Origin of the sequence: Hoskinsella mucinilytica (assembly GCF_045223415.1) — a bacterium.
Taxonomy (GTDB): Bacteria; Bacillota_I; Bacilli_A; order Erysipelotrichales; family Erysipelotrichaceae; genus Hoskinsella; species Hoskinsella mucinilytica.
On record NZ_JBEQZJ010000009.1, the window covers coordinates 35,598 to 61,351 of the forward strand.

Consider the following 25,754-nt stretch of genomic DNA (forward strand, 5'->3'; position numbering starts at 1 on the left):
GAATGAATGGTGAAAGCAAATCAGATTGAGTTTAAAGTTTATGGAAAGTATGCTTTATTTTCTGAACCTGCCAGTAGAGCAGGAGGAGAAAAATCAAGCTATATGATTCCAACATACGAAGCATTAAAAGGAGTATGTAAAAGTATTTATTTCAAACCTACGATAGTATGGTATGTTGATGAAGTAAGGATTATGAAACCTATTCAAACAATTTCAAAAGGTATCCGCCCCATAGATATGTCGGGTGGAAATACATTATCTTACTATACTTATCTATATGATGTAGAATATCAGGTGAAAGCGCATTTTGAATGGAATTTACATCATGAAGAACTCGCTCATGATAGAAATGAGAACAAGCATTATTTTATCGCTAAAAGATCTGTAGAAAAGGGTGGAAGAAGGAGCGCTTTTCTCGGATCAAGCGAATGTCAAGGTTATGTTGAACCATGTATCTTTGGTGAAGGAAAAGGATTTTACGATGAAATAGGCGAAATGCAATTCGGAACTATGGAACATGGATTCATTTATCCTGATGAGTATGTTCGGGATGAAGAAAAAGGTAAAATAGTTGCAACATTCTGGAGACCTTTGATGAAAAAAGGTGTTATTTCCTTTATTCGTCCAGAAGATTGCAGTATTCATCAAATAATCGGTACAGGAAGTATCAAAATATTTGATGAAAATCATTTTACTGTTTCAGAAATAGGAGGTGATGATATTGTCATGGACAAATAAATTATTAGAAACTTATGATGCTTGTTCAAGTTTAGTTGGCGAGTACAAGAACGGTAATATATTGTTACCCATAGGTCATCTCATTCAAAGAGCACAGATAGAACTAACAATTGATGAGGAAGGTAGCTTTATCAATGCGGTCATCCTTGAACAAGAGGCAGCAGACACAGTATTGCCCGTAAGTGAAGATTCCGCAAGCAGAGGAAATGGAATATCACCACATCCCCTGCATGATAAATTGTTATATATAGCAAAAGACTATAGTAAATATGTGGATCCTTTAAGGTCAAAACATCATGATGCATATATGGAACAACTTTATCAATGGGTTACATCACCTTATACCAATGCAACTATACAAGCAATTTATGCTTATCTATTAAAAGGGACAGTCATCGCAGATTTGATTCGCTGTCGTATTTTAGAGGAGCAAGATGGCTTTTTGAGTAATAAAGTAAAATTCCAAAAAGCGATTCCTCAAAGTGAAGCATTTGTGAGATTTAGAATGTATAGTCCAAAGCTTAGGAAAGCACCATGGGAAGACAAAGAACTGTTTCAAAGCTTTATCGATTACTATCAAAGTTTACATAAGGATGAAATAGGGTTGTGTTGTATTACCGGAAAACAAATGTATTGTACAGATAAACATCCTAGCAAATTGCGTTATAGTAGCGATAATGCAAAAATAATTTCAACCAATGATGCAAGTGGTTTCACGTTTCGTGGTAGAATTGCCAATAAAGAGAATGTTATATCTATAGGGTATGAAACGAGTCAGAAAATACATAATGCGCTTCGTTGGCTTATTCAAGAGCAAGGATATTTGAAAAATGGATTCGCTGTTGTAATCTGGAATGTAGAAAATAAGCCTGTATATAATAATATCTTTGGTAGATCAGATGATGATGAAGATGATGAAGTAGATTTAAATGGACTTTATGCGAAAGATGTTATACAAATGATAGAAGGATATGAAAGGCAATTAGATGCACGAGATGATGTAATGATCATGATGTTAGATTCAGCTACTAAAGGACGTTTGTCTATCGTTGGCTATCAAGAGTTAAAAGCATCTCAGTATTATGAGAATCTAAAGAACTGGTATGAAAATTGTCGATGGATACAATATCGTGAAACACGGTCTTTTACAACCCCAACAGTAAATGAAATTATTACTTCAGTGTATGGAGTTTATAGAGATGGAAAAATGGTTGTCGATGAAAAATTAGAAAAGCAAAAGAAAAATGATATTCTGCCATGTATCTTATTTGGAAAGGATATTCCTAAAGAATTAATAAGGGATGCATATCATCAAGCATTACATCTAACCACTATAGATTTAGCACAATACAAAAAATGCGCCGGAATTTTATGCGCACTTATGCGAAAAGAAAGTGCAGAAGAAAGAAAAAAACAAGGAAAAGGAGCAATTTGGTCAATGGATATAATTGAAAATAAAGAAAACGGTTTAGAATCAACAGCATACTTGATTGGTCAACTTATGGCAGTTTTTTTCGAAATGGAGGAGTATGCATTAAATGAAGTACATGAAAAAAGGCCAACAAATGCAATGAAATATATTGCAGAATGCAGAAAATCACCATGGAAAATTTTATCAATAATGAATGATAGAGTGAGACCATATGTTATTAAATTATCGAAAGATAAAAAAACAAAAGAAAAAATGGAACTATTTGAACTTGATAAGAAAAAGATTATTAAAGAGCTTTCAAAACGAGAAGAATTAAAAAATTTAAAAAATCTAGAGTTTGATTTTGATATGGGATTTGAATGCCAAAGCCTGTATTATGATGAAAAAAAGGAGGAACAAAAAAATGACTAGTTTAACAAACAAAATTGATTTCGCTGTATTGGTGACTGTAAAAAAAGCAAATCCTAATGGAGATCCTAACAACGGAAATAGACCAAGGGAAGATTTTGAAGGATATGGAGAAATATCAGATGTGTGTATCAAACGTAAAATCAGAAATCGTTTACAGGATATGGGAGAAAAAATCTTTGTACAGTCAGATGAGCGCTGCGATGATGGGTTCCAAAGCTTGAATGATCGTTTTAAAGGATATGATTTACTTCAACGAGCTGTTAAAAATAAAGATGGTGATGCTGTTTATCGTTTGGCTTGTGAAAAATGGATTGATGTAAGAGGTTTTGGACAAGTTATGGCGTTTAAGGCTGGTGGTGATAGTTCTAGTGTATCTAAAGGAATTCGTGGTCCTATTTCAATTCATCCTGCATATAGTGTTTCTACAATTAATTCAGAAAGTATGCAAATTACAAAAAGTGTGAATAGTGAAACAAAAGATAAAAAATCTTCTGATACCATGGGTCAAAAACATCGTGTTGAATTTGGACTGTATGTAATCAAAGGCAGCATTAACTGTCAACTTGCTGAGAAAACAGGATTTAGTAATGAAGATGCTGAAAAAGTAAAGCAAGCGTTGATTACATTATTTGAAAATGATGCTTCTTCTGCTAGACCAGAAGGCTCTATGGAAGTTCGTAAGGTATACTGGTGGAAACATAATTGTAAAAGTGGTCAATACTCTACAGCGAAGGTACATAGGTCTTTACATGTTACAGAAAAAGAAGGCGTAACTACACCAAAATCTTTTGATGATTACGTTATCACGATTGACGAGCTTGAAGGATTACCTGTAGAAGTTTATGAAGGACTATGAGGAAGACGAATTTTTAATGCTATCAGGAATTCAGCATTTTGCATTTTGTCGAAGGCAATGGGCATTGATCCATATCGAACAATTATGGGATGAAAATTATCGTACAGTTGATGGAGATATATTTCATGAAATTGCTCATAAAGATGATTACACAGAAAAACGTAAGAAAATAATCATTACGAGAGGTTTGCGAATTTTTTCAAGAAGTCTTGGGTTAAGCGGTACCTGCGATGTAGTGGAAATGCATGAGGATAAGAATGGCATTAAATTAAAAAACTACGAAGGAACCTATTTACCTTATCCTATTGAATATAAGAGAGGGAAACCTAAAGAAGATGCAATCGATGAATTACAACTTTGTGCACAGGCAATGTGTCTTGAAGAAATGTTGCTATGTGAAATTCAAGAAGGTGCACTATTTTATGGAGAACCTTATCATAGGACAAAAGTTAAGTTCACTAACGAGTTGCGGGAAATGGTTAGAGCTTATGCAAAGGAAATGCATGAGCTCTACAAAAAAGGAAACACTCCAAAAGTAAAGACGTCGAAAAAATGTAAATCATGTTCTTTAGAACAACTTTGCCTTCCAAAATTAAATCAGCAACCATCTGTGGAAGACTATTTTAATAAATATTTGAAGATGGAGTAGAAAAATGAAGAAACTTTTAAATACACTATATGTGACAACTCCGGAATCATATCTGAGTCTTGATGGAGAAAATGTAGTAGTAAAACGTAAGGAAATGGATGATACAAGAGTACCTTTGCATAATCTGGAAGGTATAGTTGGATTTGGATATACAGGAGCTAGTCCGGCATTGATGGGAAAATGTGCTGAGAACAATATTTCTTTGACTTTTGTAACAAAACATGGTCGTTTTCTTGCTAGGGTTATTGGCGAGAGTAGAGGAAATGTACTGTTGAGGAAAGAGCAATACCGCATATCTGATAATGAGAGTAGCAGTTTGTACTATGCTAGAAATATGATTGCGGCAAAATTATTAAATTCCAGACAGGTAATTGAACGCATCTGTAGGGATTATGAATTACGAATAGATACCGAGCAATTAAAAAATGCTTCTAAAAATATCAAAGAACTAGCGATCTTATCAAAAGAAGCATCCTCTATGGAACTATTAAGAGGTTATGAAGGAAAAGCGGCTGTATATTATTTCTCAGTGTTTGATGATATGATTCTTCAGCAAAAAGATGATTTCTATTTTCATGATAGAAATAAGCGTCCACCTTTAGATAATGTAAATGCTTTATTATCCTTTGTCTATACATTATTAGCGAAGGATGTTACTTCAGCACTTGAAAGTGTGGGTCTTGATGCGTATGTTGGCTTTTTACATTGTGATACACCAGGACGAGCTTCTTTAGCTATGGATATGATGGAAGAATTAAGAGCGGTAATGGCAGATAGGTTTGTTTTAACTCTGATTAATAAAAAAATCGTGACAGTAGATGGATTTGTAAAGATGGAGAATGGTGCTGTGTATATGAATGATGATACAAGAAAGACGATTTTATCATATTGGCAAAGGAAGAAACAAGAAACTTTGAAACATCCTTTTCTAGATGAGAAGATAGAGTGGGGATTAATTCCTTATGTACAGGCACTATTATTGGCTAGAACGATTCGTGGAGATTTAAAAGAATATCCACCTTTCTTAACCAAGTAATGGAGGATATATATGCTAGTTTTAATAACCTATGACGTAAATACGGAAACTAAAGCTGGGAAAGCCCGTCTAAGAAAAGTTGCAAAGGAATGTGTGAACTATGGTCATAGGGTTCAGAATTCTGTTTTTGAGTGCGTTCTTGACCAAGCACAATGTAGGAAGGTTAAACATATTCTAGAACAAATTATTGACAAAGAGCATGATAGTTTAAGGCTTTATTATTTAGGTAATCATTATGAGAATAAAGTTGATCATATAGGGATAAAGCCAAGTTTTAAAGTTGAAGATGTATTGATTTTGTAGTAGTGCGAATGTGATGCTTACATAAATCTCTTAAGAGATTCGCACTTTTTATTAATGGTTTTATATTGATTTGTAACAAAATGAAAGTTAATGATTTATAAAAGAGATGAAAAAGTGAAAACACGGTTACATTATCTATGATATCATTAACTTTTGCTGTCTTGTCCGTAAGGACAAGTGGATCTAAATGCACGTTAGTATGCTATTTCTACATTGCGAATGAGGGGTCTTGTCCGTAAGGACAAGTGGATCTAAATAATGGTTTTCCCATCAGATGATTTAAGAATGCACAAGTCTTGTCCGTAAGGACAAGTGGATCTAAATCTCTAATGCTTTGTTTAATGCCACGTAACACACAGTCTTGTCCGTAAGGACAAGTGGATCTAAATCATCCATTAGCAAAATATGCCACATCAGCAGTAGGTCTTGTCCGTAAGGACAAGTGGATCTAAATTGCTATGACATCGATATTTTGGTATGTTGCTATGTCTTGTCCGTAAGGACAAGTGGATCTAAATGTTTAAATAGATCGTATCCATAGTACCACCGCATGTCTTGTCCGTAAGGACAAGTGGATCTAAATATGGCATTGAATCCAGCAGATACAGCCTTTGTGAGTCTTGTCCGTAAGGACAAGTGGATCTAAATAAGTCGGCCAACAGAAACGAAGTCAAGCGAAACATGTCTTGTCCGTAAGGACAAGTGGATCTAAATTTTAAATCTAGTGCTTTGGCCGCCTGTTCTGGTGAGTCTTGTCCGTAAGGACAACTGGATCTAAACAGACAAAATTTAAAAAGTCAAAAAATTTCTTTACTTTGCCTATTTGCAATGATAAAATATATAAACGGGTAGAAATCTCTACTCCCCGCTCTATTCACGAAAATAGGGCCAAAGACCATGAGGAGGTGTACAGAATGAAAAAATACGAAATCATGTACATTGTGAACGCATCTTTGGAAGAAGCTGCACGTAAAGAAGTTATGGACGGCTTGCACAAGATCATTACAGACCACGAAGGAACAATCGATAAGATTGACGACTGGGGTGTAAAAGAGTTCGCATATGAAATCAACAAAATGAACAAAGGTTACTATGTTGTGATTAATGTTACAGCTAACAATGAAGGAATTAAAGAATTCGATCGTTTAGCTCGTATTAACCACAGCGTTGTTCGTTACATGATCATTAAAACAGAAGGCGAAGAATAATCGCATAAAGGAGAGATGAGACTATGATTAATAGAGTAGTATTGGTCGGCCGTCTTACAAAAGACCCAGTCTTACGTAAAACAGGTTCAGGAGCATCTGTAGTATCCTTTACCGTTGCATGTGACCGTCGTGTGAAAACTGAAGGGCAGCCAACAGCTGATTTTATCAATACAGTAGCATGGAATAAAACTGCTGACATTGTAGCGCAATATACACACAAAGGTAGTCTAGTTGGTGTTGAAGGTAGAATTCAGACACGTAGCTATGATGACCAAAGTGGAAAACGCATATATGTAACAGAGGTCGTAGCGGATAGTGTTCAGTTCCTTGAAAGCAAAAGTGCATCTGCAAATAATGCTTCTATGGGATATACACCTGATTACAACAACAATAATCAAGGATATGAACCAGATACAAATACGAATTCACAGTCATCTTATTCCAGCGATTTTGAATCTAGTGATACATTGGATATCGCCAGTGATGATTTACCATTCTAATTAGAAAGGAGATAACTACTATGGCATTTAAAAAACAGCGTATGGGACGTAAAAAAGTTTGTTATTTTACAAAAAACCATATCGAAACTATCGATTACAAAGACGTTGAATTATTAAAACGTTTTATCAGCGCAAACGGAAAAATCATTCCTAGACGTGTAACAGGTACACGTGCTAAATATCAGAGAATGCTGGCAACTGCAATCAAGCGTGCACGCCAGATGGCATTATTGCCTTACGTAAGCGAATAAAAAAGTATCCCCTGTCTGTGCAATCAGATGGGGGTTTTTGTCATTTTTTAGGAGGATGTCATGAAAAACGATACTAAAAAAATAACAGAAGGAGCAATGATGGTTGCAATCGTAGGATTATTATTGTTTATCAACCGTCAACTTGCAGGCATGATTGAATATATGATGTATTGGATATTAACCTTTCCGATACTAATTTATACAGCAAAATACGGTGTAAAAAATGCAATGGTTCCAAGTGTTTGCATGCTTTTGCTAAGTTTGATCCTTAGTGTTCCTACTACCGTATTTTATATGTTTAGTTGCATTGTGACAGGTGTTGTTTATGGCGGTGGCATAAGAAAAGAATGGAAAAACGGATCTCTGCTTTTTTGGACTTTCCTCTTTACACTTTTTTCCTATCTCATTACCTTTGTATTATTCGCATCCATATTCGGTTTTGATCCACAAGAAGATATGGAAATAGCGCAGATGTTATTATCTATATTTCATATGGAAACCAATATCAATATCACAAAAATTGTTTCTGTTATTAGTATTTTATCTACGCTTCTCATGAGTATTCTTCAGACAATGTGTATTCATATGATAGGAAATATGCTATTGTCACGCTTAAAGATTCAGGTTCATGCGATGAACCCTATACTGCAATTAAAAGTGCCAAAGGTCACAGCTTTTATAATAATTATCATTTGGGTGCTATTTTATATGCAAAATGTGATAAAATTAAACCAAGAACTTTCTAGTGTCCTTTTTGCCTGTTATTTGATAGCTATGATTCTTGCTATAGGATATGGAGCATTAACATGGATGTGCTGGTTTATGATGAAAAGGAAAAAGGCACTGGTGTTTCTTGTAGTGATTGCGATGTTTATCCCTTATTTGAATTTTGTGATAGCATGTACAGGTGTTGGGGATATGATATTCGATTTCAAGAACAGAATGAGCGAGGTGTTATACCATGGATCGATTAGAAAATTTTAAAATACAGATTGTTATCGTAGTGCTCCTTCAGATCCTGGCCTTACTGGCACTTTATTATGTAGGATTTGATAATATCAATATGATACCGATGGTGGTTTTGCTAGTGCTGAATATTATGATCATTATCTGGATCATGACAAAATATCAGGGTGATAAAGAACAAAGAGATATTGATATTTCCAGAATATTGGGTCATGATGCCAAAGATGCGCTTTTATTTGGTGAAGTTGGGATCATCACATATGATGAACAATACAATGCTACATGGATGAATGATTTTTTAGAAGGAAGAAAAATTGATGTTGTAAATAAGAAACTAACTAGTTGGATACCAGAGATTTCTGACTTATTCACTGGCGATGTGGATGTAATTACAGCTAAAAATCAAGAATATGTTTATGAGATCACAAGAAAAGAAAATGCGCAGGTGCTATATGTTAGAGATATTACAGATTATGCGATACTGAAGAGCCGTTTTGAACAAGATGGTGTTGTTGCAGGACTTTTACAGTTGGATAACTATATGGAAATTCAACAATATGTTGATGAAGGGAAAATGGCACAAATTAATACACAGCTAAGACAGCCATGTGTAGAATGGGCTGGCAAATATGGAATGTTTATCCGACGCTTGCGAAGTGATCGATTCCTAGTGATATTGAATGAACGTATTTTTGCTGAAGTAGTAAAAGATCGTTTCTCCATTTTGAACACGATTCGAAAAAATGCTGAGGAAATAGATGTTTCCATTACATTAAGTATGTCTTTCGCACGAGGCACAGATGATTATCAGTTATTAGATACGATGGTCAACGATTTGTTGGAACTGGCGCAAAGCCGTGGTGGAGATCAAGCAGCAGTAAAAAAATATGGGGAAAGTGTTAAGTATTTTGGGGGAAATAGTGAAGCAAGTGAAAAACGAAGCAAAGTGCGTGTACGTGTCATGGCCCAGGCAATCAAAGAAGCAATTATGGAAAGTAATCGTGTATTTATTGTTGGACATGCGAATATGGACTTTGATTGTATAGGTAGTGCGCTATGTATGTCACGAATAGCCAGTGCTTATGGTAAAGAATGTTATGTTGTCAGTGAAAGTGGTGGTATGGAACCACAACTAAAGGAAGCATTTCAATCAATGCGAGAAGAACTTGAAAGTCGTCATCGATTTATCAGTGACCAAGAAGCAGCAAAATTATTGGAAAGTGATGATTTATTAATTGCGGTCGATCACCATAATCCAAAACAATCAGGAGCCCCTTTGAGTATTTCTACAGGGAAGCGTATCATTGTTATTGACCATCATAGAAGAAGTGAAGATTTCATAGGAAATCCGTTACTCGTATATGTGGAAACAAGTGCAAGTTCGGTAAGTGAATTAGCAGCAGAGCTTCTTCCATATCAAACCAATAAGGTAAATATATCTGAGACAGAGGCAACCATTATGTACGATGGTATCTTAGTTGATACCAATCGTTTCCGTATGCGAACGGGAAGTCGTACCTTTGAAGCAGTTGCTTATCTGAAAAAGTTAGGTGCTGATACGATGAAAGCAGAGAATATGTTGAAAGAAGATTATGATGATTTTGAAGCAAAAACAGCCATTATGAATTGGTCTGAAAAATACCAAGGTAATATGATTATTGCGGCTGTTGACGATAATACCATAGAAGATCGTACATTGATGTCACAAGCGGCGGATTCGTTGTTAAATATCAAAGGTATTGAAGCAAGTTTTGTCATTGCGAATATCGCAGATAATAAAGTGGCAGTATCTGCACGAAGTAAAGGAAGTATCAATGTACAAGTAATCATGGAGAAAATGCATGGTGGAGGACACTTTAGTGCTGCAGCATTACAAAGAGAAGATACAAGCGTTCATGCAGTAAATGAAGAACTGCGTGAAATGATCGATGTATATTTAGAAGAGAATAAGGAGGATCATACAAATGAAAGTGATATTGTTAAGTGATGTAAAAAAAGTAGGTAAAAAAGGTGATGTTGTTGAGGTAAGTGATGGTTATGGAAGAAATTTTCTTCTAAATAAAAAACTTGCGGTTTTAGCAACCAAGAAAAGCATGGAAATACTAGATGAACAGCATTTACAACAAGATTTAGAAGAGAAACAGAAAGAAGCAGATGCTAACGCTTTAAAAGAGCAGTTAAGCAAGATTGTCTTAGAATTTCATGTAAAAACAGGTGAAGGAGGTCGTGTATTTGGTAGTGTATCTACAAAGCAAATTGTGGAAGCGTTACGTGAAAAACACCAAATAAAGATTGATAAGCGCAAGGTTATTGATAATACGACCATATCTTCTTTAGGCTATACTGATGTGAAGGTTGATTTATATAAGAATAAAGTCATTGGTGTGATTCGTGTTCATGTCAATGGATAGGAGGACCTATGAGTAGAGAACTGCCACATAGCAATGAAGCAGAACAATCCATACTTGGTGCCATGATGGTATATCCTAATGTCGCAGGCGTTGTCTACGATCAAGGCCTTGGGGCAGAAGATTTCTATCTGGATATTCATCAAAGGATATTTTCTGCGATGTTAGATATCATTGATCAAGGAAAACCAGTTGATGTAACGACCTTGATTACAAGATTACAGGATACCGACCAATTAAATCTGGTAGGTGGTGCGGATTATATCATAAAGTTAAGTGATACGGCAATTTCCAGTACCAATAGCGTATACTATATCGAATTGATAAAGAGTCGTGCACATTTGCGCAGATTGATTGAAACAGCACAGGTGATTGCAGAAGAAGGCTTTGATACAAGTGAAGAATTAGATGTCGTGATGGATAAGGCGGAACGTGATATTTTGAATGTGACGAGAAGCCGTAGAGCAACTGATTTTAAAAGTAGTCGAGATGTGTTAAGCGGAGTTATGCAGGAATTGATCAAACTTCGATCATCTGATAACAGAGTCACAGGTATCAAAACAGGCTATGACGATCTTGATCATTTGACGAATGGATTTCAACGTGGGGACTTAATTATTTTAGCAGCAAGACCGGCCATGGGAAAAACAGCATTTGCCTTAAATTTAGCATTAAATGCATCCTTTTATAATCCAGGTGCGATTGCAGTATTTTCACTTGAGATGCCCGCAGAAGCATTAATGAAACGTATTTTGAGTGCAAAAAGTGCAGTTGAATCCAGCAAGTTGAGAAGTGGAAATATCGTAGATGATGAATTTAATAAATTAAACGAAGCAGCAAATGAGTTGATGGCATGTAAATTATTTATTGATGATTCTAGTAGTATCAAGATATCAGAAATTTTTTCAAAGTGTCGTAAACTAAAAAGTGAGCATGGATTAGATATGGTTGTCATTGACTACCTTCAGTTGATTAGTGGTAGTGGTAGGGGCAGTGGAGATAATCGTCAACAAGAAATCAGTGAGATTTCTCGATCTTTAAAAGGACTTGCCAGAGAAATGGAATGTCCTGTGATATCCCTATCGCAGTTATCTCGTAGTGTAGAAACCAGACCGGATAAACATCCTATGTTATCAGATCTTCGTGAATCAGGTGCCATCGAGCAGGATGCGGATATCGTAATGTTTCTTTATCGTGAGGAATATTATAACAAAGATAAAGAAGAAGCAGGAAAAAATATTACAGAACCTACTGATGTGGAGATCGCAAAGCATCGTAATGGAGCTACTGCTAGAATACAATTGGCATTCCAAAAGAATATTTCTGCATTCTTCAATATAGCGAAAGTTTAGAAAGTTGGTAGTATATGAAATTTGCATTATTAGCAAGTGGATCCAAAGGAAACTGTTGTCTCATCAAACATAATGATACGAAAATTGTGATTGATTGTGGTACAACAAAACGTTATCTAAAGGGCTGTTTTGATAGTCTACAATATGATCCCACAGAATCAGATGCCATTCTGATTACACATACTCATACAGATCATGTATCACAAATGAAAATGTTTCAGGATATCCATACCTATGCGACGCAAGATATTCCAACTGATCATTTGCATGGAATCAAACCTTTTGAAACTATCGATATCAAAGATTTTCATATCACGGTATTGCCTATGAGCCATGATTGTGAAGGTACCGTAGGTTATGTGATCGAATGTGAAAATGAAAAAATGGTTTATGTGACGGATACTGGGTATATTAAAGAAGAAGTCAAAAGTTATATCAAAGACGCAGATTATTATGTGTTTGAAAGTAATCATGATATTGAAATGTTGATGCAGACAAATAGACCGGTTTATGTGAAGCAACGTATCATCAATGATTATGGTCACTTATGTAATGATGATAGTGCAACTATTTTATGTGATGTTATGTCTGAGAAAACAAAAGAAATTATTTTAGCGCATATATCTCAAGAAGGGAATACTCGTGAGCTTGCTTTGCAAACGTTGGTTTCTCATTTAGATAAGAAGAACATCAGGCATGATCAGATGAGGTTATATCCTGCGGATCAGTTTTCTATTTATGTTGGTGGAAAGGGTGCGAAACAGAAATGAAAAAAACATTGTCCTTTTTTGTAGTTATGTTGATTGGGTGGAATCTTGTCATAAGCATACAACTATATCGAGTATCTAATGAAAAGGATACCTCTATTCCAACTACGACGGATCAAGGTAATGTATCACAAGCACGTGTAGAAATTTCGAGTAATGTGAGTGATCTTGTTGAAAAAAGTGAAAATAAAGTTGTTACAGTAACAGCTACTCTACGTAATCGTACGATTAGCAGTGGTAGTGGCGCCATCTATCGAGTAGATGGAAAAGATGTTTATATCATTACCAATAATCATGTTGTCGCAGATGGAGATGGAGCAATCGTAACTTTCGCAAGTGGGGAAGAAGTTACTGCGGAGATCAAAGGACTGGATGAGGTTATGGATCTTGCGTTATTAAAAGTCAGTGTTGATTTTGATGCTCAGGCATTTACCATGGGTGATAGCTCTTTAGTGAAAAAAGGGGAATATGTTATCGCAATGGGAAGCCCACTTGGTATTGAATATCAAGGAAGTGTATCCGGTGGTTTGATTTCCGGTGTCGATCGCCATATGGAAGTAGATACAGATAATAATGGGGTTGCGGATTTTGATGTAAATGTATTACAGACAGATGCGGCAATTAATCCCGGTAATAGTGGAGGCCCATTAATTAATATGGCAGGTGAATTGATTGGTATCAATTCTATGAAAATCAGTGCTGAAGATGTAGAAGGATTTGGATTTGCTCTTCCTATCAATGAAGTGCTTCCGGTAATTTCACAACTAGAAAAGGATGGAAAGGTTACAAGACCGATTCTTGGAATTTCCGTACAAGAAATCAATCAATTGAATTCATTTGAACGAAGTTATTTTGATATCAATACTGATGTAAAGGCTGGACTTTATATTATGAAGGTTAATGCAAAATCTCCTGCTAGCAAGGCCGGAATCAAAAATGGTGATGTTTTAGTGAAATTTGATGGTAAGGAATGTACTGATTTCAAAACCTTTCGAACGATTCTATATACTAAAAAAATCGGCGATAAGGTAACATTAACCATAAATCGTGATGGTGAAGAGAAAAATATAGAAGTAACATTAGAATAGGTGTATCAGATGAATCTGTCTTATGACAGATTCTTTTTTTAAAGCTTATAATAATCATTCTAAGAAATATTTTTAAATTAATGAGCATATGATTTGTAAAAGCGCTTACAACTGTGTTAGCCTTAAGATACAAAGATAACGGTGAGAACTGTCATATGGACAACAGGAGGCGATAATCAAAAAAGTTGTAAAAACAGTAACGGTCATCGACATAGGATAATAGAAGGATAAGGAGGGTTATTGAAGATGAACTATACAACAAGCAGTCAACAAGAAGAATTACGTGCTAAAGTTAGAGAATTTGCGGAAACAGAAGTAAAACCAATTGCATTTATGCTAGATAAAGAAAATGAATTTCCAAGTGAAGCAATCAAGAAACTTGGAGAAATGGGATTGATGGGTATACCATATCCAAAAGAATATGGTGGTGCTGGTCTAGATGTAGGAAGTTATGCCATTGCTGTTGAAGAATTAAGTCGTGTGGATGGAGGTACTGGTGTAATCTTGTCAGCACATGTATCTTTAGGAAGCTATCCAATCTATGCATTTGGAACGGAAGAGCAAAAACAAAAATATCTTGTACCTTTAGCAAAAGGGGAAAAGATCGGGGCATTTGGTTTAACAGAACCAAATGCAGGAAGTGATGCAGGCGGAACGGAAACAACGGCTGTTTTACAAGGCGATCACTATGTGTTAAATGGAAATAAGATTTTTATCACGAATGCTCCGAAAGCGGATATTTATGTGATTTTTGCAGTAACCACTCCCAATATCGGCACAAAAGGAATCAGTGCCTTTATTGTGGAAAAGGGTTGGGAAGGATTTACCTTTGGTGATCACTACGACAAAATGGGGATTCGTTCCTCCTCTACTGCTGAATTGATCTTCAATGATGTGAAAGTACCAAAAGAAAATCTTTTAGGTAAAGAAGGACAAGGTTTTAAGATTGCAATGTCAACACTGGATGGTGGAAGAATCGGAATTGCATCACAAGCATTAGGTATTGCACAAGGTGCATTTGAACATGCTGTGGAATATGCGAAAGAACGTGAACAATTCGGAAAGCCAATTGCGCAACAACAAATCATATCATTTAAAATTGCAGATATGGCAACAAAATTAAGATGTGCTAGATTCTTGGTCTACAGTAGTGCAGAATTAAAGGAAAACCATGAGCCATATGGCATGGAATCAGCTATGGCAAAACAATATGCTTCTGATGTATGTCTGGAAATCGTCAATGATGCATTACAGATTTTCGGTGGTAGTGGATATTTGAAGGGAATGGAAGTAGAACGTGCTTATAGAGATGCGAAAATTTGTACCATTTATGAGGGAACTAATGAAATACAGCGTGTTGTCATTGCTTCTCATATCCTTGGCAAGCCTAAGAAAAAGGATCGTGTTGCTACAAAAGCAGCAGCAACCGGGATTACTGGTATGCGTAAAAAAATGATATTTCAAGAAGGTACTGCACAGGAAAGAGTTGATCGTCTTGTAGAAGCTCTTAAAAATGATGGTTATGATTTCAGTGTAGGAATACCAATGGATACACCGATTACACAGGCAGAACGAGTTGTAAGTGCAGGAAAAGGCATCGGTTCAAAGGCAAATATGAAACTGATCGAAGAACTCGCAAAACAGGTAGGTGCAGCAATTGGTTCCAGTCGTCCGGTTGCGGAAACTTTAAAATATGTACCGATCGATCGTTATGTAGGAATGTCCGGTCAAAAATTTGCCGGGAATTTGTATATCGCTTGCGGAATTTCTGGAGCTAGTCAGCACTTAAAGGGTATTAAAGATGCTACAACGATTGTCGCAATTAATACAAATAAGAATGCACCGATCTTTAAGAATGCAGATTATGGCATTGTTGGTGATGTTAATGAAATATTACCTTTATTGTCTGCAGCACTTGATAATGGGAAACCAAAGAAGCCAGCTCCACCAATGGTTAAAATGAAGAAACCATTTATCAAAAAAGAAGCATTGCCTTATAAATTACACGTTTGCAATGGTTGCGGTTATGAATATGATGCGATGTTAGGTGATCTAGATGCAGATGTTGCGCCTGGTACACCATTTGAACAACTGCCAGAAGATTGGATTTGTCCTGAATGTGGAGAATCCAAAGCGCAGTTCATAGAGGAATAGGAGGAAGAAATCATGGAATGTGTTAGAAAAGTATGTGAAGACCTGTATTGGGTAGGTGGAAATGATCACCGTTTGGCATTATTTGAGAATATTCATCCGATTCCAAGAGGTGTTTCCTATAACTCCTATTTGCTTTTAGATGAAAAAACGGTGTTGTTTGATACCGTGGATTGGTCTATTGGACGTCAATTTTTGGAAAATGTAGCTGCTGTATTGCAAGGTCGTGATTTAGATTATCTAATCATCAATCATATGGAACCGGATCATGCTGCTAGTATAGAAGAGGTGTTATTGCGTTATCCAAATGTAACTGTCATTTCTACGGAAAAAGGATTTTTATTGATGCGTCAATTCGGATTTGATGTAGATGGCAAAACCGAAGAAGTCAAAGAAGGAGATATCAAAACCTTTGGTGCTCATACCATTACGTTTGTGGAAGCACCTATGGTCCATTGGCCTGAAGCTATGGTAAGCTTTGATATCACAAATGGAGTATTGTTCTCAGCAGATGCATTTGGTTCCTTTGGTGCATTGGATGGTAAATTGTTTAATGACGAAGTGAACTTTGACAGAGATTGGATCGATGATGCTCGCCGTTATTATACAAATATTGTTGGAAAATATGGACCTCATGTGCAAGCATTATTGAAAAAGGCAGCTACGATCGATATCAAAATGATCTGTCCGTTGCATGGACCAATATGGCGTAATGATATTGGTTATCTGTTAGATAAATATCAGCATTGGAGTACCTATGAGCCTGAGGTGAACGGTGTAATGATCGCTTATGCATCTATGTATGGAAATACTGAAAATGCAGCAAACGTATTAGCAAGCAAACTTGTGGAAAAAGGTATTAGAGATGTTGTTCTATATGATGTATCCAATACCCATGTATCTCAGTTGATTTCCGAAGCATTTAAATATAGTCATTTGGTATTAGCAAGTGTAACTTATAATCTGGGAATTTATCCGGTAATGCATAACTTTTTGATGGATATGAAGGCATTGCATTTACAGAATAGAGTTGTCGGAATTATTGAAAATGGATCATGGGCACCAAAATCTGGTAGTCTTATGAAAGAATGTTTAGATGATATGAAACAGATGAGTATCTTAAATGAAGAATTGTCTTTTGTATCAAGCATGAACGATGCAAATCGAAATGAGATGGATGCATTGGTTGATGGCATCGTGGATTCATTAAAATCATAGTAGGAAGGGTAGAGAAATCTATCCTTTTTTCTATTTTACAGAGATAGAAGGCTTAGACAAAGAAATATGAAAAAATAACTTTTCTCTGATATATTGGCTACTTTTGTGATGGTTATGTGATATAGAACAAAACGTTTTTTGTACGTGTGATGGCTATGAAATGAAAAAAATAGAAAGATAAGAAACTTTTCGGAAAACGCTTGCAGAAAAAAAGACAAAGTGATATATTGGTACAGACCACATGGTATAGACCACTATACTAGGTATTCATCTTCTTTACGATAAGACAAAAAGAAGAACAACAGATGATAAACAAGTAAAAACTATGCTAAAAAACCATGTTAAAAAAGGGTGATATTCTTGCTGTTTAGTAGCCTACCTAATGGTGAAATAGGTGTAATTTTTTTAACTTTATGAGGTTTGTTTATTTGTTTTATATGTAAAGGCGAATGAACGAAAGCGTGAATATGACACGAAAGAAAGATGAAGAAGAAAGGTAGTTTATGATTTTAGAGATCCATTATCTGAATCATGACTAGGTGTGATGTATGAAAAAAAAGAGAAATTATGGACAAAAATCAATCGTATCAACAATGTCTATTTTGATGGCAATGGGTATGGTAAGCCCGACAGCAGCAATTCATGCAGCAAGTGATTTTGGTATTAGTACCACAGATTATCAAATTTTATTGAATGACGGGAAAGGTTTTCGCTCATGGAATGTGAATGTCAATGGAGATGGAAAATACAGTGGAACGATTTCCTTGACAACATCCGATTATGAACTTACAGGAGCCCTTCAATTGGAATTCAAAACGCTAGAAGATGTGGAAGGTTTTACTTTGATCAATGAGAATAGCGATGCACATATCGCAATAGCAAAATTAAATGTTGAAGGTAAAACAGCTGAAGAAATTTCAGATTATTTGAATACAAAACTATATCTTTATGGGGACAGTATCGATACTGATACCGTGTATGATCTTGTGAAGTTACAAGCAGTTCTTAGTGAAAACACCTATACAGAACCACAAAAGGAAGAACCAAGTGAAGCTATTGCAGAACAAACAATGATTCAGCCAACAAGCATGATGAGTTATGCGGCTTCCAGTATTGTTCAACCTAAGATTAAAACAACTCTAAATGAAATCCTTTTAAGCAATCTACAGGATAATCAATGTTATGCTATTTTATACCATACAGTGGATAACCCTAACAAACCAACTGAAATAAAATGGTATACGAAAAGCGAGATAGAAGCAAATAATCCTTTTGTGGGATTAAAATCGGATTCGTTATATTACGTTAAAACAAAACTGATCGGAGCTCCTGATAATGACAGTGAAGATACTTATACTTATACTCAGGTCTTAATCGAAGGACAGATTCTCAGTAATGATCTTCCAGTTACCGTAACATTGAAGTCTTGGAATAAAGAGGATGCTGTGTATGAATTTATAACTGATGAAAATGGATTTTTTCAATGTGCTGTTGATACGGATACAACATACATGATAGAAGCAAGAAGTGCCAATGGGTATGAATATCATGAAGCAAATCATTACGATAATTACAAAGGTGGAGTTTTCGATCTTACAAAATATGTGACAAACTATAAAGATGCAAAGGATTTTGTGGATAGCCATTATACAGTAAATGGTAACATCATAACAGAAGTAAATAATGAAACCTTAGGCTTTATTCTTGACGCTTATGATTATCGATTATCAAGTGATGAAAAACAAGAAATCGATCAGATATTGAAAGCAGCCGGGTCTAAGTTAACCTATGAAGAATTATACAAAGAGGCAACATCTAAAGTTGATGCAGAAAGAGATGCATTTTTAGCAAAATATGTAGGAAAAGAAGAAGATTCAGATACTACGTTAGGTAAAAAATACAATATCGGACGTAGATATCAAATAATCTTAGATGATGCGGAAAAAGATTGGGAAGGATTGCATTATAAAGTAAAAGAAGAAATAGACTCACTATTAAATATGATGCAAATATCTAATGTAAGAAGTTATTCTGAATTAATGGTCGCTGCACATTATTATGAAGAGGCTTCTGATAACTTCATTAAAACTTATTTTAGTGATGAAAACGGAGCATTCTCAAACGTAACTGGAGATAATGTTGATACCATCCTTTCCGCAAAGAAAACTGCAGAAAGCAAAAACGCTTTCAAGGATTACGGTTCTTCAAATTCTTATCAATTATTAGCTGCGATAAATGTCAATTTAAATGGAAAAACAAATACAACTTATGATGCGTTATATGAAGAAGCAAACGGTATAAAGGTTGTGGTTGATGATTTTATAGCTAATTATTTAACAGAAGATAGAAATCTGGTAACATCTGTTACTCAGAAAAACATAGAAGGAATCGTGAAAGGTGAAGCAGCTTGGTTGAAGTTATCATCCAAACAACAAAATTATTTGAACAAAAAGTTGAAAACTGCTGGTAATATCACCTATGAATCATTATTAGATGAAGCAAAGAATATTGATAAACAAGCTGATTTATTTTTAGATACTTATATGAAAGAAAATGGAGCATTCATCAAAGATATAGACAGATTCAATTATAAGAAAGTTGCATCTGCCGAAGAAGACTGGGAAAATGCTTCTGATGTATTAAAGGAAGCTATTGAAAGTCGTTATGATTATATTGATGATGTGATCAAAACAGCAGTAAAATATCAAGGCTATTTTGAAGAATTTATCAATCCATATTTGGTGGATGATCAAAATGCTTTATTTAAAACGGTGAATGGAGATAACTATCAACAGATATTAAATGCACATAAAGTTTGGAATAACTATAGTTATTATGAAAAAGATGAAATCAATGAGATCATGGCAAAAGAAAGTGGCGTATCATATTATGAACTTTATGATAAAGCAATAAGTTATCAAAACGATTTGAAAAAGGAACAGGAATTTATCAAACAATATCTAACTTATGAAGATAAGCTTGTAACGTTTGTAGATGAACATACCATTTTGAATCTGAAAGAGGGAGAAGAAGAGTGGGAAAAGCTTTCTAAGGAAAGCCAAGATGATATCGACCAACAATTAGATGTTGCCAAAAAAGGAACAACATTCAAGGGGTTGATTAAGGAAGCAGATCAGATCATAGGTGTTTTAGAAGATTTCGCTAATAAATATCTTATGAAAAATAATTCTTGGATCGAAACGATACGCTTTGATAATTATGAGAAAGTAATTGAAAGTAAGACTACATGGGATACATTTGATGCGACAACAAAAGCAGTCTTAGATTTATTTCAAAAGAAATCTTATGAAAAGTTGTATCAATCTGCAGTAAATTATCAAACAAAAATTCAGAAGTTTGTAGAGGAATATCTTACAGATGAGAATGGAATTATCAAAGAAGTAACACAAAAGAACTATATTTCCATAATAAATGGAAAAACTGCTTATAATGAGTTGAATACTGATGAAAGAGCTGCTGTTAATGCAAAATTAAAAACTGTAAGTTATGATGCATTATATAAGACAGCATGTTCATGGGAAAAAGTTTATGGTTTTATCAAAAAGTATATTTCAGATGATGAAGGAAATTATTTTATTGCTGTGACTGCCGGAAATTATAAGCAGATTCTTTCAGGGAATGAATATCCTTTTGAATGGAAATCCTTAACCGAAACGCAAAGAAACCAAATCGATGAATTGACTCAATACACAGCGTTATTCACAGTGGCTCAAGAAATGAAAGATAACGTAAAAGTGTTTATCGATGGTCATGGTGGAAATAAGAAATTAAAGAAAGCAAATAAAGATACGTATATCTATATTCTTGAAGGGGAGCCTGCATGGAATGCTTTATCTGATGAATGCAAAAAGGCTGTAAATCAAGAGCTTCCTACTGCTTATCAAGTATTATTATCACAAGCCCATGAATTAAAAGATGGTTCTGCGGCATTTGTAAAGAATTATATTACCGGAGCAGATGGCGTTGTTTATAAGAATGTAACAAAAGCAAATCAGACTCAAATAATCAGTGGTTATACAACTTGGGAAAAAATGAGCAGCGACCAGCAAGATATCATTGATGAATTATTGATACAAGCCGGAAGTAAGCCATATGAACAACTTATTGAAGATACAAAGGATCTTGCTCAACGTGTAAATAACTTTATAAAGAAATATGCAATGGATGATGCTGGGAACTATATCAAAGAACCTACAGCAGATAATTATGAGCATATTACTTCATCCTTAGTAGCTTGGAATGGGTTAGGTAAAGAAGGTCAAAGTACTGTTGATGAAATCCTTACTGAGAAAAATGACTTATCTTTTACAAAGTTATTATCTGATGCTCATGCATTTGAACAACATGTGCAAGATTTCATGAACGAACATCATAAAAATGCGGATAAAGCAATCACGAAAGACAATTATAAAACAGTTTTATCTGCAAAAGATGCATGGTCAGCCCTATCTTCAGAAGAACAGAAAGCCGTAAATAAGAGTTTGAATGCAAAAGGTGGTAAAAACTTTGATATCCTTTTACAAGAAGCAACTTCATTGATGGATACCGCAAAAATATTCACTGATACCTTTGTATTTGAAACAGCAACTGTTAAAAACTATGCAATCATCAACTTAGGGTATCAAAATTTCTCTAAGATGGATGAATTACAGCAGTATGTTATCACTAATGAAGTAAAAGAGATTATACAAAAAGATTATGCAAATCTAGTTTCTGATGCTCAGCAGATAGAGAAGAAAATCAATACATTTATTCGTGAGTTTGCGGCAGATCAAGATAATGCAGTTTATGCAGCAGTAACAGCTGATAACTGTAAATCAATACTGTTAGGTAAACAGCAATGGGAACAAATCGGAAGCGATTATCAAGAAGCCATTGATGCTGTCATCATGACAAAAGCAGATACTACCTTTACCAACTTATTATCTTCAGCAGAAGCATTACAAGAAAAGGCAGATACTTTCTTTGAACAATATTTGAAGATGGATGGCGAAGAAATCAAATCAATTGATCAAACGACCTTTAAACACATTCTATCAGGGCAAGATGCATGGGAAAACTTAGATAAAGAAGTACAAAAAGTTGTTAACAAGCGCATTGCTACTACATCTTATGAAGCGATGTTATATCAAGCTCTGAACTTAAAAGAAAGTACGGAAGAGTTTGTAAAGAACTATTTGAGTGATGATCAAGGACATTATCAAAGTGCTGAATTTGCAAACTATAAGACGATCTTATCTGGTAGCGAACAATGGGATGCCTTTGATGAAGCACAAAAGATCGTCGTAAATGATTTGATCAAAGATACAAAGAAAACTTATCAGAATTTCAAAGAAGAAGCGACTTCTATTGAAAAAGCAATAAATGAATTTGTACCAGCATATGTTACAGATGAAACAGGCACACCATATACCACAATTACAGCAGATAATTTCGCTAAGATTTTATCAGGAACAAAAGATTGGTCTGCACTTAGCGATGTCCAACGATTGGCAGTAAATGAGCTATTGATGAGCTATGAAAACGGAGTATCTTTTGAAACATTAAAGGAAGCCGCAACCATTTTAAAAGAACATGCAACTCAATTTGTGACACCATATCAAGCAATAGAAAAAGTAAACAAAGACAACTATGAACTGATTTTGGATGGAGAAATTGCATGGAATAAGCTTACAAAAGATGAGAAAACAGTCGCAAATAGTATGATGAAGAAGTCCTTTGAGACATTGCTTCAGGATGCATCAGAACTGAAGGATACCACAGAAAAATTTGTAAAGGATCATATCACAGATCAGGAAACAAATGAGATATTCAAGGATGCAACATTGAAAAACAGTATGCAGATTCTTAGCGGAAAACAAAGCTGGACAGCTATGAATGATGATCAAAAAGATATCATTAATCACATACTAAATGGAAATGAAAGTTTGGATTATGATACGTTATGTGAACATGCAGAGGTATTTGGTAAACAAATTCAAGCATTTATAAATGATTATGTCACAGATGAAAATGGCGTAGTAAGCAAAGTGACAGCAGCAAATTATCAAATGCTGTTACAAGGCAATTCTCAATGGACTAGCTTTGATAAAGACATGCAAGATGTCATTGATGCTGTCATCATGACAAAAGCAGATACTACCTTTACCAACTTATTATCTTCAGCAGAAGCATTACAAGAAAAGGCAGATACTTTCTTTGAACAATATTTGAAGATGGATGGCAAAGAAATTAAATCAATTGATCAAACGACCTTTAAACACATTCTATCAGGGCAAGATGCATGGGAAAACTTAGATAAAGAAGTACAAAAAGTTGTTAACAAGCGCATTGCTACTACATCTTATGAAGCGATGTTATATCAAGCTTTGAACTTAAAAGAAAGTACGGAAGAGTTTGTAAAGAACTATTTGAGTGATGATCAAGGACATTATCAAAGTGCTGAATTTGCAAACTATAAGACGATCTTATCCGGTAGCGAACAATGGGATGCCTTTGATCAAGCACAAAAGATCATCGTAAATGATTTGATCAAAGATACAAAGAAAACTTATCAGAATTTCAAAGAAGAAGCGACTTCTATTGAAAAAGCAATAAATGAATTTGTACCAGCATATGTTACAGATGAAACAGGCACACCATATACCACAATTACAGCAGATAATTTCGCTAAGATTTTATCAGGAACAAAAGATTGGTCTGCACTTAGCGATGTCCAACGATTGGCAGTAAATGAGCTATTGATGAGCTATGAAAACGGAGTATCTTTTGAAACATTAAAGGAAGCCGCAATCATTTTAAAAGAACATGCAACTCAATTTGTGAAACCATATCAAGCAATAGAAAAAGTAAACAAAGACAACTATGAACTGATTTTGGATGGAGAAACTGCATGGAATAAGCTTACAAAAGATGAAAAAACAGTCGCAAACAGCATGATGAAGAAGTCCTTTGATACGTTGCTTCAGGATGCATCAGAACTGAAGGATACCACAGAAAAATTTGTAAAGGATCATATCACAGATCAGGAAACAAATGAGATATTCAAGGATGCAACATTGAAAAACAGTATGCAGATTCTTAGTGGAAAACAAAGCTGGGCAGCTATGAATGATGATCAAAAAGATATCATTAATCACATACTAAATGGAAATGAAAGTTTGGATTATGATACGTTATGTGAACATGCAGAGGTATTTGGTAAACAAATTCAAGCATTTATAAATGATTATGTCACAGATGAAAATGGCGTAGTAAGCAAAGTGACTGCAGCAAATTATCAAATGCTGTTACAAGGTAATTCTCAATGGACTAGCTTTGATAAAGATGTGCAAGATGCCATTGATGCTGCTGTGAAATTGCAGTCAAAAACTACCTATACAGATTTATTATCAGATGCAAACCAATTCTTTGGTAAAGTAAGTACCTTTATCCATGAAAATATGCAAATCAATGAAGTTTATATGAAAGCCGCTGATAAGGATAATTATCAGATGATTCTTGATGCAGAAGTGATTTGGAATAATCTAGATGATGAAGTTCAACTTGCTATCAATTCTAAAACTACTGTGGAAAATGATGGTATCGTTTATGAAACATTATTGAATCAGACAAAAGCCGCAATGGAATTTTTAAATAATTATTTAAAAGATGAAAGAGGTAACACTTATTCTGAGGTTATTGGTTCAAATTTCATGAAGATACTTGATGGTGAAACATCATGGAATCAAATGCTCCCAGGTCAGCAAGAGATGATTAATGCTAATTTAACAGAACATAAAGGTTATGAAGTTTTATTAAAGGATGCAAAAGACTTAGAAGCAACTGCTATGAAATTCGTAAACGCTTATACATCTGATGGTCATGGTGTATGGTATAAAGAGGCTTCAATAGAAAATTATGAACAAATCCTTTCCGGTATTGATAACTGGAATCAGCATGAACAGAATGATAGGGATGCAGTAAATGAACTTTTGAATAAACATGATTGCGCTACTTATGAGATTTTATACAATCAAGCAAAGGCTATCAAGGCTGAATTAGAACAGCCAATTGAGCCAACAGATCCAGTAGAACCAGAAGTACCAGTGAAACCAACAGATCCAGTAGAACCAGAAGTACCAGTCGAACCAGAAGTACCAGTGGAACCAACGGATCCAGTAGAACCTACAGTACCTGAAACACCGGTAGATGATAAAGATAATGTTACGGTTAGACATGAAACAACAATAACACATGGCTCTGTACAAGATAACAAGGGAACTGTTATACAATCAACGACCAAGGAAGTAAAAACAGGGGATAGCACAAATACAAAATCTATAGTTGGATTAGGTATTATCTCTTTACTTGCTATGGGAATTGCTTGTATGAGAAAAAGAAAAATAAATAAATAATCA

The 25,754-nt window shown here is 35.0% G+C and carries 18 protein-coding genes and 1 CRISPR repeat array; all 18 genes read left to right on the top strand.

Annotated features, from left to right (window positions below; translation table 11 throughout):
• Positions 1-6 precede the first annotated feature (6 nt).
• The 18 genes from cas5c to UGRO018_RS04575 all read left to right on the top strand — a co-directional run bounded on the left by cas5c (position 7) and on the right by UGRO018_RS04575 (position 25,751).
• The gene (cas5c, locus tag UGRO018_RS04485; RefSeq protein WP_416325258.1) at positions 7-738 is read left to right on the top strand and encodes a type I-C CRISPR-associated protein Cas5c; all 732 of its coding nucleotides are present in this window, start codon (positions 7-9) and stop codon (positions 736-738) included.
• Positions 722-2,581 (top strand): type I-C CRISPR-associated protein Cas8c/Csd1, encoded by a 1,860-nt coding sequence (gene cas8c / locus UGRO018_RS04490; protein ID WP_416325259.1) that lies wholly within the window; start codon positions 722-724, stop codon positions 2,579-2,581. The genes cas5c and cas8c overlap by 17 nt, the downstream gene beginning before the upstream one ends.
• Entirely contained in the window at positions 2,574-3,437 is an 864-nt protein-coding gene (gene cas7c, locus UGRO018_RS04495) for a type I-C CRISPR-associated protein Cas7/Csd2 (RefSeq protein WP_416325260.1), read from the top strand. Before cas8c ends, cas7c begins: the two co-directional genes overlap by 8 nt.
• 16 nt (positions 3,438-3,453) lie before the next feature.
• Positions 3,454-4,086 carry a CRISPR-associated protein Cas4 gene (cas4, locus tag UGRO018_RS04500; RefSeq protein ID WP_416325261.1) on the top strand — a complete coding sequence of 211 codons (633 nt, stop codon included), beginning with the start codon at positions 3,454-3,456 and terminating at the stop codon, positions 4,084-4,086.
• Positions 4,087-4,090: 4 nt separating this feature from the next.
• Entirely contained in the window at positions 4,091-5,122 is a 1,032-nt protein-coding gene (cas1c, locus tag UGRO018_RS04505) for a type I-C CRISPR-associated endonuclease Cas1c (RefSeq protein ID WP_416325262.1), read from the top strand.
• 12 nt (positions 5,123-5,134) lie between these two features.
• Complete coding sequence (gene cas2 / locus UGRO018_RS04510; RefSeq protein ID WP_416325263.1) at positions 5,135-5,425, top strand: CRISPR-associated endonuclease Cas2; 291 nt, start codon at positions 5,135-5,137, stop codon at positions 5,423-5,425.
• A gap of 158 nt (positions 5,426-5,583) precedes the next feature.
• A CRISPR array of direct repeats spans positions 5,584-6,205; the repeat unit is 31 nt; unit sequence GTCTTGTCCGTAAGGACAAGTGGATCTAAAT.
• Positions 6,206-6,339: 134 nt separating this feature from the next.
• Positions 6,340-6,633 (top strand): 30S ribosomal protein S6, encoded by a 294-nt coding sequence (gene rpsF / locus UGRO018_RS04515; protein WP_416325264.1) that lies wholly within the window; start codon positions 6,340-6,342, stop codon positions 6,631-6,633.
• Positions 6,634-6,656: 23 nt separating this feature from the next.
• On the top strand, positions 6,657-7,133 hold the full coding sequence (gene ssb / locus UGRO018_RS04520; protein ID WP_416325265.1) for a single-stranded DNA-binding protein: 477 nt from the start codon (positions 6,657-6,659) through the stop codon (positions 7,131-7,133).
• Between the two features lie 20 nt (positions 7,134-7,153).
• The gene (gene rpsR / locus UGRO018_RS04525; RefSeq protein ID WP_117454280.1) at positions 7,154-7,384 is read left to right on the top strand and encodes a 30S ribosomal protein S18; all 231 of its coding nucleotides are present in this window, start codon (positions 7,154-7,156) and stop codon (positions 7,382-7,384) included.
• A 60-nt stretch (positions 7,385-7,444) separates the two neighbouring features.
• Positions 7,445-8,368, top strand: a complete 924-nt coding sequence (locus UGRO018_RS04530; protein ID WP_416325266.1) for a DUF2232 domain-containing protein — start codon at positions 7,445-7,447, stop codon at positions 8,366-8,368.
• A complete protein-coding gene (locus tag UGRO018_RS04535; RefSeq protein WP_416325267.1) occupies positions 8,346-10,337 on the top strand; it encodes a GGDEF domain-containing protein in 1,992 nt (663 codons plus the stop codon). Before UGRO018_RS04530 ends, UGRO018_RS04535 begins: the two co-directional genes overlap by 23 nt.
• Complete coding sequence (gene rplI, locus UGRO018_RS04540) at positions 10,315-10,761, top strand: 50S ribosomal protein L9 (protein WP_416325268.1); 447 nt, start codon at positions 10,315-10,317, stop codon at positions 10,759-10,761. The genes UGRO018_RS04535 and rplI overlap by 23 nt, the downstream gene beginning before the upstream one ends.
• A gap of 8 nt (positions 10,762-10,769) precedes the next feature.
• Complete coding sequence (dnaB, locus tag UGRO018_RS04545) at positions 10,770-12,110, top strand: replicative DNA helicase (RefSeq protein WP_416325269.1); 1,341 nt, start codon at positions 10,770-10,772, stop codon at positions 12,108-12,110.
• Between the two features lie 14 nt (positions 12,111-12,124).
• Complete coding sequence (locus tag UGRO018_RS04550) at positions 12,125-12,880, top strand: MBL fold metallo-hydrolase (protein WP_416325270.1); 756 nt, start codon at positions 12,125-12,127, stop codon at positions 12,878-12,880.
• A complete protein-coding gene (locus tag UGRO018_RS04555) occupies positions 12,877-13,965 on the top strand; it encodes a S1C family serine protease (protein WP_416325271.1) in 1,089 nt (362 codons plus the stop codon). The genes UGRO018_RS04550 and UGRO018_RS04555 overlap by 4 nt, the downstream gene beginning before the upstream one ends.
• Before the next feature lie 246 nt (positions 13,966-14,211).
• Positions 14,212-16,119, top strand: coding sequence for an acyl-CoA dehydrogenase family protein (locus UGRO018_RS17935; protein ID WP_463667551.1), 1,908 nt, complete (start codon positions 14,212-14,214; stop codon positions 16,117-16,119).
• Between the two features lie 12 nt (positions 16,120-16,131).
• Complete coding sequence (locus tag UGRO018_RS04570; RefSeq protein WP_416325272.1) at positions 16,132-17,334, top strand: FprA family A-type flavoprotein; 1,203 nt, start codon at positions 16,132-16,134, stop codon at positions 17,332-17,334.
• A 548-nt stretch (positions 17,335-17,882) separates the two neighbouring features.
• Positions 17,883-25,751 (top strand): hypothetical protein, encoded by a 7,869-nt coding sequence (locus UGRO018_RS04575; RefSeq protein WP_416325273.1) that lies wholly within the window; start codon positions 17,883-17,885, stop codon positions 25,749-25,751.
• Positions 25,752-25,754 lie beyond the last annotated feature (3 nt).